The organism is Streptomyces sp. AK02-01A (assembly GCF_033795305.1).
Lineage (GTDB): Bacteria > Actinomycetota > Actinomycetes > Streptomycetales > Streptomycetaceae > Streptomyces.
On record NZ_JARBAE010000054.1, the window covers coordinates 1 to 15,109 of the forward strand.

Sequence of the window (15,109 nt, forward strand, 5' to 3'; positions counted from 1 at the left end):
CGCCGACAAGTACGCCACGACCACCGAGATCGCGGCCCGTGACGGCCGGGTCCTGATGTTCCTGGACACCAAGCACGCCGTCGACCGGCTCACCGAACATCTGCTCAACAGCGGTGTCCGCGCCGCCGCGCTGCACGGCGGCAAGTCGCAGCCCCAGCGCACCCGTACCCTGGCCCAGTTCAAGACCGGTCATGTCACCGTGCTGGTGGCCACCAATGTCGCCGCTCGCGGCATCCATGTCGACAATCTCGACCTCGTCGTCAATGTCGACCCGCCCAGCGACCACAAGGACTACCTCCACCGCGGCGGCCGCACCGCCCGCGCCGGCGAGTCCGGCAGCGTCGTCACCCTCGTCCTGCCCAACCAGCGCCGCGAGATGAGCCGGCTGATGGCCGACGCCGGTATCACGCCGCAGACCACCCAGGTCCGCTCCGGCGAAGCCGCCCTCTCCCGCATCACCGGCGCCCAGGCCCCCACCGGCATCCCCGTCACCATCACCAACCCGGCCGACGAGCGTCCGAAGCGCGGTATGTCCACGGCCCGCGGCGGCGGCCGTCCCGGCCGGAGCCGCCGTTCCTCCGTCTCCTCCAAGGCGTCCGCCGGCGGCCCGCAGCGCAGGCCCACCCGCAACAGCGCGCTTTAGTACCGCGCGCTTCAGTACCCCTCCCGGCAAAAGAAGCTGGAAAACTTTCCGGAGGCGTGTCGATCTGAGCGGGTCCCGTTCGTCGTCATGTCGTACGGCAACCCGCCGCGCGAGGACACAGCAGGACACAGAGGAGCCGGACCATGAAGTACATGTTGCTGATCTACAGTGCCGCGACACCCGAAGCCGCCGACGGATGCGAGTACGAGGACTGGGTGGCGTACGACAAGGCGCTGAAGGAATCGGGAGTGCTGGTCTCCGGGCACGCGCTGAAGGACCTGACCACCGCCACCACGGTCCGGGTGGGGCCGGGAGGCGACCGTACCGTCACGGACGGACCGTTCGCCGAGACCCGTGAGGTCCTCGGCGGTTATGACGTCATCGACGTACCGGATCTCGATGTCGCGCTCGACTGGGCCGCACGCTGTCCCGGCTCGCGCGGCGGCGGTTCCGTCGTGGTGCGGCCGGTCGCCGAGTTCGACATCTGACGGCGATGGACGAGCGAGCCGTCGCCGAGTCGTCCGTGGAGTCGGTGTTCCGCGAGGAGCGCGGCCGGCTGCTCGCCTCACTCGTCCGCCGCTTCGGCGACCTCGATCTGGCCGAGGAGGTCGCCTCGGAGGCGATCGAGGCGGCGCTGGTGCACTGGCCGGTCGAGGGCGTTCCGGCCAGGCCCGGCGCCTGGCTGCTGACGACGGCCCGCCGCCGGGCCGTCGACCGGCTGCGGCGGGACCAGGCGTACGCGGCGCGGCTCGCCGTCCTGCAGGTGGAGGCCGGCCGCGCCGGCCCCACACCGTCCCCGGACGCGGACAGCGATCTCCCTGACGAGAGGCTGCAGCTCTTCTTCACCTGCGCCCACCCGGCTCTGCCCGCCGAGGACCGCGCGGCCCTGACCCTGCGCTGTCTGGCCGGGCTGACGACGCCGGAGGTCGCGCGCGCGTTTCTCGTTTCTTCCGCGACGATGGCCCAGCGGATCGTGCGCGCGAAGAAGAAGATCCGCGAGGCCCGTATCCCGTTCCGGGTGCCCGGCGCCGACGAGCTTCCGGAGCGCCTGCCGGGGGTGCTCCAGGTCCTCTATTCGATCTTCACCGAGGGCTACGCGGCCAGCTCGGGCCCTCAGCTGCAGCGGCTCGACCTGGCCGAGGAGGCCATCCGGCTGGCGCGGATCCTGCGGCGGCTGCTGCCCGCCGAGCGGGAGGTCGCCGGACTGCTCGGGCTCCTGCTGCTGACCCACGCGCGACGCGACGCGCGGACCGGTCCGGACGGCGAGTTCGTGCTGCTCGACGACCAGGACCGCGGCCGCTGGGACCGCACCATGATCGAGGAGGGCCGTGGCCTGGTGCTCGCCGCGCTGACCGGCGGGCCGCCCGGCGTGTACGGAGTGCAGGCCGCCATCGCCGCGTTGCACGACGAGGCCGTGGATGTCGCGACCACCGACTGGCCGCAGGTCGTGGCTCTCTACGATGTGCTGCTCGCGCTCGCGCCGTCGCCGGTCGTCGCGCTGAACCGGGCCGCGGCGGTGGCGATGCGCGACGGGCCGGAGGCAGGCCTCACGCTCCTCGACGAGCTGGCCGGAGAGCCACGGCTGCGCGGCTATCACCCGTACCCGGCCGCCCGGGCGGAGCTGCTGCAGCGGCTCGGCCGGTACGCCGAGGCCGCGGCGGCCTACCGGAAGGCGCTCGATCTGGTCGGTACCGAACCCGAACGGGCCCATCTGCGGCGCCGGCTCAACGAGGTCGAACCGCCGGGTCCGGACAGTACGGCCGGCACCTCGCACGCATAGCCGGAGCGAGTTCACGACCGGTACCCGTGCCCTTGCCGCACGGGTACCGATCGGCCGGTGGCGGATGCCGGTCGCCGGAGAAGGGCTCAGGTGTCGGAGTAGCTGAAGTCTCCCACCGTCCAGGCGCTCACGTCCTCGATGGCGATGCGGTACATCCCACCGGTCTCGGGGATGCCGAGAGTTCCCTGGAGGATCCGTGCGACATGGAAATGAAGATGCGTGGGCGGCGCGTTCCGCTGCTGTGAGCGGGAGTTCGGACCGGCTGACATGAAGATGGCGGAGAACGGTCCCAGACGCTCCGAATCCTCCAGCACCTCGGCCACTCGCTCCCGCCAGACGGCCTCGGGCGCCAGCCGTCCGGTGACGACAGCACCTTGGACGACGACGGTGAGGGACATCTGATTGCTTTGCTCGGACTCCACGGTGGCGGCGATGTCAACAAGCAGATCATCAGGCTTCGACATGGGCGCCGACTCTACTATGCCCGGGACCACGAGTGATCGTACGGGCTCCGGCCGTGACGACGCGCCAGCTCCCGTGTGCCGGACCGTCTCCGGCCCGGAGTCAGTGCGGTCGCTTCGAGTAGGTGATCCGCGTCAGATGGTAGTAGTCGGCGACACATCTGGCCGGCCAGGCCCTCCCGTGTCCATTGCCGCCGAACGGCTCGCCCATTCCGCTGAGCGGCATCGGCGTGTACGGGAGGACCTTCGCGCCGGCCGCCGCCCGGGCGCGCAGCCAGTGATCCTGGTGGTCCCACTTCTGGGCCCGTACGGCCATGTCCTTGCCCAAGTGGCCGAGTGGGACGGCCAGTCCGGCACACGCCACGGCGCACAACGCGGCGCAGACGGCTGTCATCACGCCCGTACGCCACCGGCGCGTTCGCAGCGCGTGTCCCAGCAGCACCCCGGCGCCCACGAGCACCATCACATACAGCAGGAGGTAGTCGTTCCATGTGCGTGTCGCGGTCACCACCCGGGCGCCGAAGAGGGGATAGGTGATGACCGTGCAGAGATAGCCGGAGACAAGGAAGGCGAGGGCGGCCGCGGACAACAGGAACAGCGGCCGGCCCGGCGTCGCGATCGGTGTGTGCCCTTGCCGGATCCGTGCCAGCAGGCCCAGCAGTACACCGGCGGCGACCGCTCCCACGTACTGCCAGGTGGTGAAGACGGTGACCAGGATGTCGCTGTACGCGCGCAGCGACGCGATCAGTGAGTCGGGCGCGAGCATCGAGGTGGTCCCGGCGCCGTATCGCTCACGCCGGTGGCGTGACCCGGGCGAGGTGACCAGTACGAGCGTCCCGGCCCCGATTCCCGCGATGCCCAGCAGACACCAGGTGCGGGCGTAGGAGCGTACGCGCTCGGCGACGGTCCACCGGCTGAGCGGCAGCGCGCCCACGAGCACGACCAGCGCGACGACCGCCGCCTCCTCCGAGAGTGTGGCCAGCAGGAGCCCCGTCACCAGCACGGTGGCCAGCGCGGCGATTCTTCCCCGCCGCGTCCGGGCCCGCAGCAGCGGAATCACCGCGGCGCAGGCCAGCACGGGCGCGACGGTGTGTGAGACGGAGGACGCCGGCCAGTAGAAGGTCTTGTAGGTGTTGGGAGTCGCGAAGAGGAAGACCGCCGTCACCATGGACGCGACGAGCAGCGGGACTCCGCGCGGAACCGTCCGCCCCGACCTGCTCAGCAGCAGCGCGGTCACGGCCCACAGCAGACCCAGCACGACGACGGCGCTGACCGGAGCGAACCACTGGTGCCCCGCGACGCCGAATTTCGCGTACAGCCCGACCAGCAGACCGTTGGTGAGCCGTCCGTTGTCCGTGAAGTAGAACTTTCCGACCAGTCCGGAGACGCCATGGTCACGGACGGCGGGCAGGAAGCACCACTCGTCCGCGCCGGGGCGGACATGACGCCCGAGCCATGCGGCCATGGCGAGAAGCCCGAGAGGCAGCATCGAGAGGCTGAGCGTCCAGATCGTCGTCCATGGCCGTACGGATACCCCGTGGCCGTTCTCCCGCCGGGGCCGGGGTCTTCCGCCCGGCTGCCTCGGGATGGCGACGCTCGATGCGCCCGCGGCCATGTCCATCACTGCCTTTCGGGTTTGGTCCCAACCGTCGTCCACGGGACAGCGCTCAGGCGGGAACGGCTGAACGCATGGCTGTGCCGGGGACGCCGCACGCGGTGCGGCCGGAGAACTGGAAAGCGTAAGAGCCCTTATGACTCCATACGCGACTGGGCGAAGGCCGCCGACGACGGGCCACCGACCGGGAACGCCGCACGGGACGTGTCCGTTTCGCGGACCACGTAGTGCGGGCGGTTCTTGGCCTCGTGATAGATCCGCCCCACGTATTCCCCGATCACGCCCAGAGTGGCGAGCTGAATTCCGCTGAGTGCCACGACGGAGGTCATCAAGGTGGTGTAGCCCGGCGCGTCCACGCCGTACAGGGCGACGTTTGTGATGATCCACAGAGCGTAGACGAGCGCGGACAGGAAAAGGCACAGGCCGGTGTGGATCGCCAGACGCAGCGGACGGCTGTTGAAGGAGAGAAGCCCGTCAATGCCGTAGTTGAGAAGATTCCTGCCGCCCCATTTGGATTGCCCGGCCGCTCGCTTGACATTCCTGTACGTGAAGCTGGCGGTGTCGAATCCGATCCAGGAGAAGATCCCCTTGGAGAATCTGTTGCTCTCGGGCAGCGACAGCACACTGTCCACCGCCCGGCGCGACAGCAGTCTGAAGTCCCCGGCGCCGTCCACGACTTCGACATCCATACAGCGCCGCACCAGCCGGTAGTAGACCCTGCTGAGAGCGGTACGGAGAGCACTCTCGCCCGCCCGGTCGCGCTGCGCGACGACCTGGTCGTAACCGTGCCGGTGCAGCTCCATCATGCGAGGCACCAGCTCGGGAGGGTGCTGCAGATCGGCGTCCATGAGGACCACCGCGTTGCCCCGGGACATACGCAGCCCGGCGAGCATGGCGGCCTCCTTGCCGAAATTGCGGCTGAAGGAGGTGTAACGGACCCGCGGGTCGGTGCCGGCGAGCTCGCTGAGCTGGCGCCTTGTCCGGTCGCTGCTGCCGTCGTCCACATAGCAGATCTCAAAACTCTGCCGGGTTGGTTCGAGGGCGGCGATCAAAGCGCTGTGAAAGGCCCCGAGCACCTCGCTCTCGTTGTAACACGGTACGACCACCGAAACCTGAAGCATTGTCATCTCACTCCACGTGCCGCGAAATGCCAAGAGCCCAGAGGCTGTTACGCGGCTCCGCTCTCGCTGGAATCCGGCTCAGCAATCGTCACTTGGTTTTCCTTACGCCGGGGCGTCGTTGACGAATTCTGACCGCTCTTCCTCCGCCTTGGCATCCGACTGATGAGCGTCTTGTCCCAACCATAGAATTAATCGATCTCCCGTCAAGCGTCACGGCGGCACGGCGTCAACGCGGTGAAGATATTGCGTTGAGAGAATCGGATTGTATGTTCGGAGGCGGTGCTATCACCGTGCCGGAATCCAGTACACGAAAAGGCGGGTCTCGGCCTCCGGGCTCTTTCGTCCGGATCGGGCTGGATCAGCGAGCGGGGCTGGTGCCGTGGATCGCAAGGCCCTGGAAGTTGCCTCGCGCGCGTATGACGCATCGTCAGGAACGCGACTCACGCGGACTCGTACGGCGGAGCGAGGAAGCCGGCCCGCCGGAGAGCGGCGGAAGGCCGGATTCCGTGTCGGTCACCGGCCGCCCGTACCGAGCGGCGCGGGCAGTATCTGACGCAGCGCCACCCGTGGTGGCCTGGGCCGCCATTCGCGCGGATAGCCGACCGAGACCTCCTCGAAGCGCACTCCGTCGTGCCAGGTGACCCGGGGGATGTGCAGATGTCCGTAGACCACCGCGGCGGCGCGGAAACGGACATGCCAGTCGGCGGTCAGTTCGGTCCCGCACCACTGCGCGAACTCCGGGTGGCGCAGGATCCGGGTGGGTTCGCGGACCAGCGGGAAGTGGTTGACCAGCACTGTGCGCAGGGCGGGATCGAGTGCGGAGAGCCGGCGTTCGGTCTCCGCGACCCGGGACCAGCACCAGGCGTCCCGGCCCGGGTAAGGATCGGGATGCAGGAGGTACTCGTCCGTGCAGACCACACCGGCCTCGGTCGCCACCCGCAGTGATTCCGCCGTCGTGGTGGTGCCCGGCGCCCGGAACGAGTAGTCGTACAGGACGAGCAGAGGAGCCACCGCCACCGGCCCTCCGGCACCGTCCCAGACGGGATAGGGGTCTTCGGGAGTGGCGATGCCCAGCTTCCGGCACAGATCGACCAGATGCAGATAGCGTTTCTCGCCGCGCAGGTCGCACGGGTCCTGCGGATGCGTCCACAGTTCGTGATTGCCCGGCGCCCAGATCACCTTGGCGAACCGGTCGCTGAGCAGCCGCAGTGCCCATTCGACGTCCGCGTACTTCTCCGCGACATCGCCCGCGACGATCAGCCAGTCCTTGTCCGATCCCGGTCGCAGCGTCTCGACCAGCGCGCGGTTCTCTTCGTAGACGACGTGCAGATCGCTGACTGCCAGGAGCTTTCCGTCGGGCACGGTGCGGTCCTTCTCGGTCGGGCTCCCACGGGTGCGCGGGTGCGGCGAATCGTCAGTCGCCGGACATCAGCCCGGCGTGCGCGGCGTGCGGACATGCGTGGGCACCCTGTTCATGGACCGGCTCGTCGTGGGTGCCACGCGTGACGATCCGGCCGTACCTCATGACGGCGATGATATCGGCGTCGCGGATCGCGGACAGTCCGGTCGCGATGCGCGAAGAGCCTTCCGGCCAGGACGGCGAATACCGGAACGGCACCCGGCCGACGACCACTTCGGATCCTCGCGTCCTGGCTCCACGGGCAAGTGGGGGACACCTCCTCGGTCGCGATACGGTACGGATGTGAGACAGGACGCGCGGCGCAATCGGGAACGGGTACTGGCGGCCGCCCGTGAGGTCTACGCCGAACAGGGCGTGGAAGCGCCGCTGGATGTCATCGCACGCCGGGCCGGTGTCGGCAACGCCACGCTCTACCGGCGCTTTCCCGACCGGGCCGCTCTGATCGAGGCCGTCTTCCACGATGTGCTCGCGGCCACCATCGAGGCGGGCGAGCGGGCGCGCGCGGCGGCCGACGCGTGGGCCGGCCTGAACGGCTACCTTGAACGGATCTTCGAGGGCCTGGCCGCCGACCGTGGCGCCACCGACCTGATGACCACGGGCATCGCCGGAGTGCCCACACTGGAGACGCTGCACGCGCACAACGCCGAGACGGTCCGCGGGCTGCTGGAGCGCTGCCGTGAGGACGGCACCGTCCGCGCCGATCTCACCGTCGAGGACCTGCTCTTCACACTGGCGGCGCTGGGCCGCGCGGTGCCGGCCGCGGAAGCGGTCGCGCCCGGCTCCTGGCGGCGGTTTCTCGCGCTCCTCCTCGACGGTCTGCGCGCCGGAGGCACCCGTACACTCCCGGCCGGCCCGCTCACGCCGGAGGAGCTGGCACGGACACTGGGCGAGCTGCACGCGGCGCGGAGGCCGCCCGCGGCCGAACAGCGGGGACACACCGCGCCGTCCGGCTGAAGGACGGACTCACCGGATACGGGCGACCACGGCGTTCTCCTCGCTCTCCGGCGTGGCCGTGACAGCGCGACGGGCCGCCGCCATGTGTCCGACCGGCGTCGGACGGTGCGACGAGCAGCGGCGCGAGCTCATTCAGAGCTCCTTGCGGAAACCGGCGAGAAGCTGTTTGCTGCGGCTCGCGGATTCCGCGTGCGCCACCATCCGGTCCATGGCTTCCATGTGCCCGGAGACCTCGTTGGCTCTGTCGAGATAGAGCGCGCCGGTCAGATACTCGATATAGACCATGTCGGGCACTTCCGGGACATCGAAGCGGAACAGGACGAACGGACTGTACGTACCGGGGTGATGCCCCGCCGCCAGCTCGGCTATCTGCAGCGTCACATTCGGCCGCTCGGCCATCTCCAGCAGTTTGTCGATCTGCGCCCGCATCACCGACGGCGAGCCGACCGGCCGGCGCAGCACGGTCTCGTCGAGCACGGCCCAGAACGTCGGAGCGTCCGGGCGTGTGAGCAGCGTCTGGCGCTCCTTGCGCAGTGCGACATGACGATCCACCCGGCCGGGATCGGTCGTCTTTCCCACGGCCCCGGCGGTCAGGACCTCACGGGCGTAGTCCTCGGTCTGGAGCAGCCCCGGGACAAAATGCGGCTCGTAGGAGCGAATGGTCTTGGCGGCCTCTTCGAGACTGACGTACCCGCTGAACCATTCCGGCAGGATGTCGTGGAACCGCTGCCACCAGCCCGGCTCGTTCGCCTCGTCGGCCAGCCGCAGGAAGACCGCGATCTCCTCGTCGGGCACGCCGTACGCGGGCAACAGGACCTGTATGTACGGGACTTTGAGACCGACCTCGGCCATTTCCATCCTGCGGACGGTGGCGGCCGTGACCCGCAGCAGCCGGCCGGCCTCCTCCCGGCTGAGGCTCGCCTTCTCACGCAGAGCCCGGAGCTGTCTGCTGAGGACGAGCTGCCCGATGGTCGGGGCGGACCGCGGCTCGCTCACACCACACCTCCCGCGATCATCGACATGCCCGGCAGTCTGCCACAGCAACTCGACCGCTCGCACGGCGCGTTGATCACTTCGGCTGCCGCGGGTCCGCCCGCCCGGGATCGCGGGACGGCCCCCGACCGCCCCGCTCTCGGCATTCGGCCCTCAGTGCCCGCTGTCGGTGCTCCGCAGCAGAATGGGATTGGTCAGCGCGGCCATCGGGCCCCACTGCAGGGCCGCCGCCATGGTGTTGCCCTTGCCCGGAGTGCCGTCGGCGAGCGGATGGCGGACCTCCGCCCGGACATACGCGGCGAGCGAGGCCGTGGTGCGCCACACCACTGTCCCGGCACCGGAGGCGTCGAGCGACTCCTGGTGCATCTGGCCTTCGTCGGTGATGAGGCGCACGGTGCCGTCGGGGACTCCGGCCACCTCGACGCGTACGTCGACCGGGGCCTGCGAAGGCAGCCGGAGCGTCTCGCCGATCCCGGCCACCCGGCCGCGGCCCGTGGCGGTGAAAGCGACCGACACGGAGGAGGATTCGGCGATCCAGGACCGGCCGGAGCGGATGCCGTCCAGGATCGCGTCCCGGTTCAGGTTCTCGGCGTTGACCACCGTGTGAGGAAGACCGATGACCTGGGGCTCGCTGTGCGCGTCGCTGTTGCCGATGGCCGGCTGCCAGCCGTCCCCACGGCGCATCGCCTCGCCGAGCAGGGCGTCCCAGGTGTCGACGGCCGATTCGTCGTCGTAGGTCCACGGCCCGTTCCACACCTCGACCGCGTCGGCCTCGGCGTAACCGAACTTCCACTGCGAAGCGATGTACGGACAGTAGGGATGCGCCGGAACGACCAGGCCGCCCAGCCGGTGCACCTGCTTGGCGAAGCGGGAGAAGGCACCGTCCCGGGCGCGGTAGCGCCAGTCGATCCAGCTTCCCGCCGGAAGCCCGAGCGCCAGCCAGTGACCGTTGCGGGTCGTGACCTCCTCACCGGTGATGATCAGAAGGTCCTGGCCGGCCTGCTCGCCCCACACTCCGTGCGAGGAGGAGGTGTTGTGATCCGTGGAGATCATGAAGTCCAGCCCGGCCGCCCGGGCCCCGGCCGCGACCTCGGACGGCAGCCGCTTGCCGTCCGAGTGGACCGTGTGCAGATGAGCGTCGCCGCGATACCAGGCCCGCCCGCGTCCCTTGGCACGCGTGGCCGGATAGTCCGGCACGAAGGCGGCACCGGGAGCGCCGTACCGCAGGGTCACCGTGACCGTGTAGTCCATTCCCTGAGGCGCGACCTGATAGGGACCGAGGACCACATGCCAGGTGCCCCGGTTGACGGGCCCCGGCAGATAGCCCGGTGTGGTCGTGCTGTCGTGGTTGACCACGAACGACGTACGGGCCCCGCCCGACCAGCCGCGGAATCCTCTGCCGCCGAGCTCGGTGCCGCGCTCGTCGAAGATCCCGATGTCGCAGGAGTTGCCGGGCGTCCCGGCCGGCACGGACGGCTTGGAGTAGGTGTACGAGACGGCGATCTGGTTGACGCCGCGCGGCACCTCCACCGGCAGATACACGAAATCCGCCACTCCGGTGTCCAGATGACCGCTGATGACACGGGTCACCTCGCCCTCCGCGGGCACTCCACCGGCCGTGACCTCATCCGCCTCCGCGAAGCTCAGCGGAGCGAGGGCGAGCGCGGCGCCGGCGCCGAGCGCCGTTCCGGCTCTCAGCACCGCGCGCCGGCCGGTCGCCCCGGAGGACTCGTCCTCGGGAGCGTAGTGGTGTTCACAGAAACCTTGCTGGCACATGGAGTGTTCTCCGGAAAGGGCGGAAGTATGACCGTTCGCACGTTCGTCTTCGGAGGTGAACCGAGGATGACAGCCCCACGGACGCACGGTACAAGCTCTGTGCGGTGCGTCACACCATGATCTCCGGGCGTCCCGGAGGCGCGCCTGCCGGGAAAGCGTGCGCGCGGCGAAACCGAAGAATCCGGCAGGCGGAGCAGGCGCTGTCAGACGGTGTCCTGCGCGCCGGACAGGTCCGCGTCCTCGGTTCCGGCGAGCTCCGGAAGCACCCGCGTACGCATCTGGCGTGCGTAGCGGTCGACGAGCCGCTGGAGCACGGCGACGGTGGTGGCGATGTCCGCCTCCGCGACGCCGTGCAGCGCTCCGCGCAGGCCGGCCCGGTTGGCCCCGCGCAGCCGGGCGAGAAGTGCCGCGCCGTCCGCCGTGATCGCCACCCGGCGGGCGCGGCCGTCGAGCGGATCAGGAGTGCGCTCGACGAGCTGTTGTGACTGAAGGCGGTCGATCTGCCGGGTGACATGGGAGGGCTCCACCATGAGCAGCGTGGCGAGGTCACCCACGCGGCTCACGCCGTCGCTCATGTCGAGGGCCAGCAGCAGATACACGTCCGAACGGCGGGCGGTGACGCCGGCCTGCGACACCTGCCAGTCGTGTGCCTGGGAGCGGGTGAGCAGGTAGGACAGCGAAGCCAGCGTCTTTTCGAGCGCGGCTGTGGGATCCAGGGCCGTAGCGGCGTCCGACATGGAGGCACTGTAACGGCATCACCGCGCAAGGGCGCGGGTGTTCGCGCGGTCGGCATTCGGCCAATGTGGAACCGGCTCCTCCAAGCTCTTTCCCTCCACGCTCAGCGAAGCTAGCGTGACCGTGCGTTAATTGACTTTGTCAGGTATTTCGCCTGTCGCCCGGTCCTCTCCGCGGAACACGCCCGCCATCCAGCGCGAAGGAGAAGCCCCCATGACCGTCACCGAGCCCACCTCTCCGCTCACCGCTCCCGCCGCCCGGGGCAGTTGCCCGTTCGCACCGCCGCCCGCGTACGAGAAGGCGCGCCGCGAGTCGCCCGTCACCCGGGTGTCCCTGTGGGACGGCTCCCAGCCCTGGCTGATCACGCGGCACGAGGATGTCCGCGCGGTCCTGGGCGACCGGAGGTTCAGCGCGGAGTCCACCCGGCCCGGCTTCCCGTTCCTGAGCGAGGGACGCAAGAAGCTCACCGGAGGCGACGCGAGCTTTATCCGCATGGACGACCCGGAGCACGCGCGGTTGCGCCGGATGCTCACCGCGGACTTCATGGTGAAGAAGATCGAAGCGATGCGTCCCGACATCCAGCGCGTCGCCGATGATCTGCTGGACCGGATGACCGCCGCCGGCACGTCGGCCGACCTGGTCCCGGAGTTCGCGCTGCCGCTGCCGTCCCTGGTCATCTGCCGCCTGCTGGGCGTGCCCTACGAGGACCACGACTACTTCCAGCACCGCAGCCGGGTCCTGCTGCACGACGACTCCACCCCGGACGAGATCCGTGGCGCCCTGGACGACCTGGTCGAGTATCTGACCCGGCTGGCGAAGGACAAGGAGCGCGAGCCCGACGACGGCATCATCAGCCGGCTGCTGGCCCGCGGCGAGCTCAGTGTCAAGGAGATCGCCGCCATGGGCCGGCTGCTGCTGATCGCCGGTCATGAGACGACCGCGAACATGACCGCGCTGTCGGTGCTCGCGCTGCTGCGCGAGCCGGCTCAGCTCACCCGGCTGCGCGACGATCCGTCCCTGGTCAAGGGCGCGGTCGAGGAGTTGCTGCGCTATCTGACCATCGTGCACACCGGGCTGGGCCGGGTCGCCACCGAGGACGTCAGCGTGGGCGGCCACGTCATCCGCGCGGGCGAGGGAGTGCTGTGCGTACTCAACGCCGCCAACCGTGACGAGGAAGCCTTTCCCTCCGGCGCCGCTCTGGACGTGGCGCGCGACGCCCGCCGCCATGTCGCCTTCGGCTTCGGTGTGCACCAGTGCCTCGGCCAGCCGCTCGCCCGGGCGGAGTTGCAGATCGCGCTGGAAACCGTCGTCCGCCGGCTGCCGGGCCTGCGGCTCGCCGTGCCGTTCGAGGACGTCCGCTTCAGGAACGACATGGCCGTCTACGGAGTTCACGCGCTTCCGGTCGCCTGGTGACCACCGGAGAAGGGATGGGCCCGGCCAGTCCGGCCGGGCCCGTCCGTCGTACGGCTCCGGCGCCGCGGACCCGGTGGGAGAGACGGTCCGAAGAGGTCCCGGGGCCGGCGCTCGTCAGGGCTGGGCGGGCGCCGACGCGGTCAGTTCCGTGGCCGTCAGTTCCGTGGCCGTCAGCTCCAGACCCGTGCCGTCCCGGCCCGTGCCGCCTCGTCCTCCCTTGCTTCCCACCGCATTCCACAGCAGCCGGTAGAAGTCCAGGTACGTACGCTCCACATGCAGACCGAAGTCCCGCGTCTCGCCGTGCCGTTCCGGCAGCCGGTTGATCGGTACGGCCATCGCCGCGTGGTGCTCGATGTGCAGGTTGTTGCCGTTGGTGTACCAGGTGCTGAGCCAACTGCCGCGGATCGAGCGGGTGTTGCGCAGCACATCCGTGGTCTCGGTGTCGCACAGGATGTGCTCGGGCAGCTCGACGAGGAAATGCATGGGCACCGCGAGCAGCAGCGGAAGCGCCCACAGCCGCAGCACATACTCGCCGTACCCGGCCGCGACCAGGCCCGCGGCGGCGAGCAGTACGCCGCCCAGGATCGTGTACTCGACGACGATGCGGCGGCGCATCGCCGGTGCGACATGCCCGTACGGATAGCTCCAGCGTCCGGTGACGGAACGAGCGACCTCCCGGACCACCGAGCCGAGCCGTGGATAGTCGAACAGACCGCGCAGCAGGGCGGGCACGGTGAGCGGGCCGCGCGTGTCGAAACCGAAGAACTCCGTGTCCTGCGGCGTGCCGAGGTACCGGTGGTGCTGGAGGTGCCGCACGCGGTAGTGGCTGTAGACGACCATGAGCGGAATGCCCAGCGGTATGCCGACCAGCCGGTGCGGCAGGGCCCGCCGGAAGGCCGAGTGATGCAGACACTGGTGCTGGAGTTCCACGGCATGGGTGAACATCGCCCCGAGCAGGATCACACCGGCGGCGATCGCCACCGGTTCCGGCCGCAGGGCCAGCGCCGCGCCGCCCGCGGTGAGTACGGCCAGCACGGCCAGCTTGACGAGAAACACCCGTTCATCGACGGGCGTCACCCTGGCGCGGGTGAACAGCGTGACCGGGCGGACACTTGCAGGGGCTCTCGACATGATGTCTCCTATGACTCCAATTACCGGGTGTAAGCAGGTGGGGGGTGGACGGCTCCGGGCGGTGTCACCGCGCCCGGAGCCGGGCGGAGCGTGTGCTCAGCGGCCGCTGAGCAGCACCACATGGGTGCCTGGAGCCAGGCCGCCGTCCTGCGCGCGGGCCAGCAGCCCGGCCAGCGCGACGGCACCGGCGGCGGTGGGATGGGCTCCGTACGGCGCCAGCGCGGCACGCGCCGCACAGAGCTGCAGGTCGTCCACGCCATGAACGGCGCCACCGGTTTCGGCGATCGCCTCCATCGCCTCTTCGCCCTGCAGGGCGTGCCAGTTGACCAGCGGCTGGTTGTGGTCGGTGGTGCTGACCGCCTCGGGCGGAAGAGTGCGGTAGGCGCCCGGCCAGCTCGTCAGTACCGGATTGTTGCCGGCCGAGCCCACGCCGTTGATCACCGTGTGCCAGCCGAGGTCCCGCAGCCGCCGGCGGACGGCGATGACGGTGGTGCCGTTTCCGACCGGGATCCACAGCGCGGCGGGCTCCTCCGCCAGCTCCGCGCGCAGGGCGGACACCACGACGCCGTGCCCCTCCAGGACGGCGTCGACATACGGGCCGTCCACATTGCCGTCGACCCAGCCCTTGTCACGAGCGAGCCGGCGGGACTCGTCCACGGCGTCCTCATAGGCCCCCGGGACCAGATGGACCTGGGCTCCCGCCGCGCGCATCGACTCGCCGCCGTCGCTCCAGCCGGCCGGCAGGACCACCGTGCACTCGACTCCGGCGACATGACAGGCGGTTGCCATGGCCCGGCCGTAGTTGCCGCAGGTCGCGATGGTGACATGACGGTGTCCGTCGGCGACCGCACGGGCCACGACGGCGCGCGCCGCGGGCTCCTTGTGACTGCCCGACGCGTACCGGGTCTCGTCCTTGACCAGGATCCGGGCGCCGGGAACCAGCCCGGAGACATCGATCAGCGGCGTGCCGTACGCGTCCGAAGGCGCCTGGTGAGACCCGGCCGGTGGCGCGGTGGCGGGCGGCGGGACAGGGGTGGGCATGGAAGCTCCTCGCAGAATGTGGAACA

15 protein-coding genes are annotated in these 15,109 nt (G+C 69.8%); 5 read left to right on the forward strand and 10 right to left on the reverse strand.

Going from position 1 to position 15,109, the window contains the following annotated elements; all coding sequences use genetic code 11:
* The 3 genes from PV679_RS31915 to PV679_RS31925 all read left to right on the forward strand — a co-directional run.
* Positions 1-643, forward strand: a 643-nt coding sequence (locus PV679_RS31915; RefSeq protein WP_319684240.1) for a C-terminal helicase domain-containing protein, incomplete at its 5' end; no start/stop codon positions are given.
* A 143-nt stretch (positions 644-786) separates the two neighbouring features.
* Complete coding sequence (locus PV679_RS31920) at positions 787-1,131, forward strand: YciI family protein (RefSeq protein WP_319684242.1); 345 nt, start codon at positions 787-789, stop codon at positions 1,129-1,131.
* Positions 1,132-1,136: 5 nt separating this feature from the next.
* A complete protein-coding gene (locus PV679_RS31925; protein ID WP_319684244.1) occupies positions 1,137-2,423 on the forward strand; it encodes an RNA polymerase sigma factor in 1,287 nt (428 codons plus the stop codon).
* 86 nt (positions 2,424-2,509) lie between these two features.
* On the opposite strand, the gene PV679_RS31930 is transcribed toward PV679_RS31925, so the two are convergent.
* The 4 genes from PV679_RS31930 to PV679_RS31945 all read right to left on the reverse strand — a co-directional run bounded on the left by PV679_RS31930 (position 2,510) and on the right by PV679_RS31945 (position 6,982).
* Complete coding sequence (locus tag PV679_RS31930; protein ID WP_319684246.1) at positions 2,510-2,887, reverse strand: hypothetical protein; 378 nt, start codon at positions 2,885-2,887, stop codon at positions 2,510-2,512.
* 100 nt (positions 2,888-2,987) lie between these two features.
* On the reverse strand, positions 2,988-4,499 hold the full coding sequence (locus PV679_RS31935; protein ID WP_319684247.1) for a DUF6056 family protein: 1,512 nt from the start codon (positions 4,497-4,499) through the stop codon (positions 2,988-2,990).
* Positions 4,500-4,633: 134 nt separating this feature from the next.
* Complete coding sequence (locus PV679_RS31940) at positions 4,634-5,626, reverse strand: glycosyltransferase family 2 protein (RefSeq protein ID WP_319684249.1); 993 nt, start codon at positions 5,624-5,626, stop codon at positions 4,634-4,636.
* 507 nt (positions 5,627-6,133) lie between these two features.
* Positions 6,134-6,982 (reverse strand): metallophosphoesterase, encoded by an 849-nt coding sequence (locus PV679_RS31945; protein ID WP_319684251.1) that lies wholly within the window; start codon positions 6,980-6,982, stop codon positions 6,134-6,136.
* A 340-nt stretch (positions 6,983-7,322) separates the two neighbouring features.
* Between PV679_RS31945 and PV679_RS31950 the strand changes: the two genes are divergently transcribed.
* Positions 7,323-7,994, forward strand: coding sequence for a helix-turn-helix domain-containing protein (locus PV679_RS31950; protein ID WP_319684252.1), 672 nt, complete (start codon positions 7,323-7,325; stop codon positions 7,992-7,994).
* 9 nt (positions 7,995-8,003) lie between these two features.
* Here the strand turns inward: PV679_RS31950 and PV679_RS31955 are convergent, their stop codons facing one another.
* From PV679_RS31955 to PV679_RS31970, 4 genes are all read right to left on the reverse strand, one after another.
* Positions 8,004-8,126, reverse strand: a complete 123-nt coding sequence (locus tag PV679_RS31955) for a hypothetical protein (protein ID WP_319684254.1) — start codon at positions 8,124-8,126, stop codon at positions 8,004-8,006.
* A complete protein-coding gene (locus PV679_RS31960) occupies positions 8,127-8,990 on the reverse strand; it encodes a helix-turn-helix transcriptional regulator (RefSeq protein ID WP_319684256.1) in 864 nt (287 codons plus the stop codon).
* 150 nt (positions 8,991-9,140) lie between these two features.
* A complete protein-coding gene (locus PV679_RS31965) occupies positions 9,141-10,763 on the reverse strand; it encodes a CehA/McbA family metallohydrolase (protein WP_319684258.1) in 1,623 nt (540 codons plus the stop codon).
* A 203-nt stretch (positions 10,764-10,966) separates the two neighbouring features.
* Positions 10,967-11,500 (reverse strand): MarR family winged helix-turn-helix transcriptional regulator, encoded by a 534-nt coding sequence (locus PV679_RS31970; protein WP_319684259.1) that lies wholly within the window; start codon positions 11,498-11,500, stop codon positions 10,967-10,969.
* A 211-nt stretch (positions 11,501-11,711) separates the two neighbouring features.
* Here PV679_RS31970 and PV679_RS31975 point away from each other — a divergent pair, with 211 nt between their 5' ends.
* Positions 11,712-12,911 carry a cytochrome P450 gene (locus tag PV679_RS31975; RefSeq protein ID WP_319684261.1) on the forward strand — a complete coding sequence of 400 codons (1,200 nt, stop codon included), beginning with the start codon at positions 11,712-11,714 and terminating at the stop codon, positions 12,909-12,911.
* Between the two features lie 114 nt (positions 12,912-13,025).
* Here the strand turns inward: PV679_RS31975 and PV679_RS31980 are convergent, their stop codons facing one another.
* Together PV679_RS31980 and PV679_RS31985 are read right to left on the reverse strand one after the other, a co-directional pair.
* The gene (locus PV679_RS31980; protein WP_319684263.1) at positions 13,026-14,042 is read right to left on the reverse strand and encodes a fatty acid desaturase family protein; all 1,017 of its coding nucleotides are present in this window, start codon (positions 14,040-14,042) and stop codon (positions 13,026-13,028) included.
* A 96-nt stretch (positions 14,043-14,138) separates the two neighbouring features.
* Positions 14,139-15,083: a pyridoxal-phosphate dependent enzyme gene (locus tag PV679_RS31985; protein ID WP_319684264.1), complete on the reverse strand. Its 945-nt coding sequence runs from the start codon at positions 15,081-15,083 to the stop codon at positions 14,139-14,141.
* Positions 15,084-15,109 lie beyond the last annotated feature (26 nt).

Bases quoted from the DNA above. Each gene is read 5' to 3' on its own strand.
- PV679_RS31955 (WP_319684254.1), bottom strand. From the start codon at position 8,126: ATGAGCTCGCGCCGCTGCTCGTCGCACCGTCCGACGCCGGTCGGACAC.
- PV679_RS31920 (WP_319684242.1), top strand. From the start codon at position 787: ATGAAGTACATGTTGCTGATCTACAGTGCCGCGACACCCGAAGCCGCC.
- PV679_RS31970 (WP_319684259.1), bottom strand. From the start codon at position 11,500: ATGTCGGACGCCGCTACGGCCCTGGATCCCACAGCCGCGCTCGAAAAG.
- PV679_RS31925 (WP_319684244.1), top strand. From the start codon at position 1,137: ATGGACGAGCGAGCCGTCGCCGAGTCGTCCGTGGAGTCGGTGTTCCGC.
- PV679_RS31965 (WP_319684258.1), bottom strand. From the start codon at position 10,763: ATGTGCCAGCAAGGTTTCTGTGAACACCACTACGCTCCCGAGGACGAG.
- PV679_RS31940 (WP_319684249.1), bottom strand. From the start codon at position 5,626: ATGACAATGCTTCAGGTTTCGGTGGTCGTACCGTGTTACAACGAGAGC.
- PV679_RS31985 (WP_319684264.1), bottom strand. From the start codon at position 15,083: ATGCCCACCCCTGTCCCGCCGCCCGCCACCGCGCCACCGGCCGGGTCT.
- PV679_RS31935 (WP_319684247.1), bottom strand. From the start codon at position 4,499: ATGGCCGCGGGCGCATCGAGCGTCGCCATCCCGAGGCAGCCGGGCGGA.
- PV679_RS31980 (WP_319684263.1), bottom strand. From the start codon at position 14,042: ATGTCGAGAGCCCCTGCAAGTGTCCGCCCGGTCACGCTGTTCACCCGC.
- PV679_RS31975 (WP_319684261.1), top strand. From the start codon at position 11,712: ATGACCGTCACCGAGCCCACCTCTCCGCTCACCGCTCCCGCCGCCCGG.
- PV679_RS31930 (WP_319684246.1), bottom strand. From the start codon at position 2,887: ATGTCGAAGCCTGATGATCTGCTTGTTGACATCGCCGCCACCGTGGAG.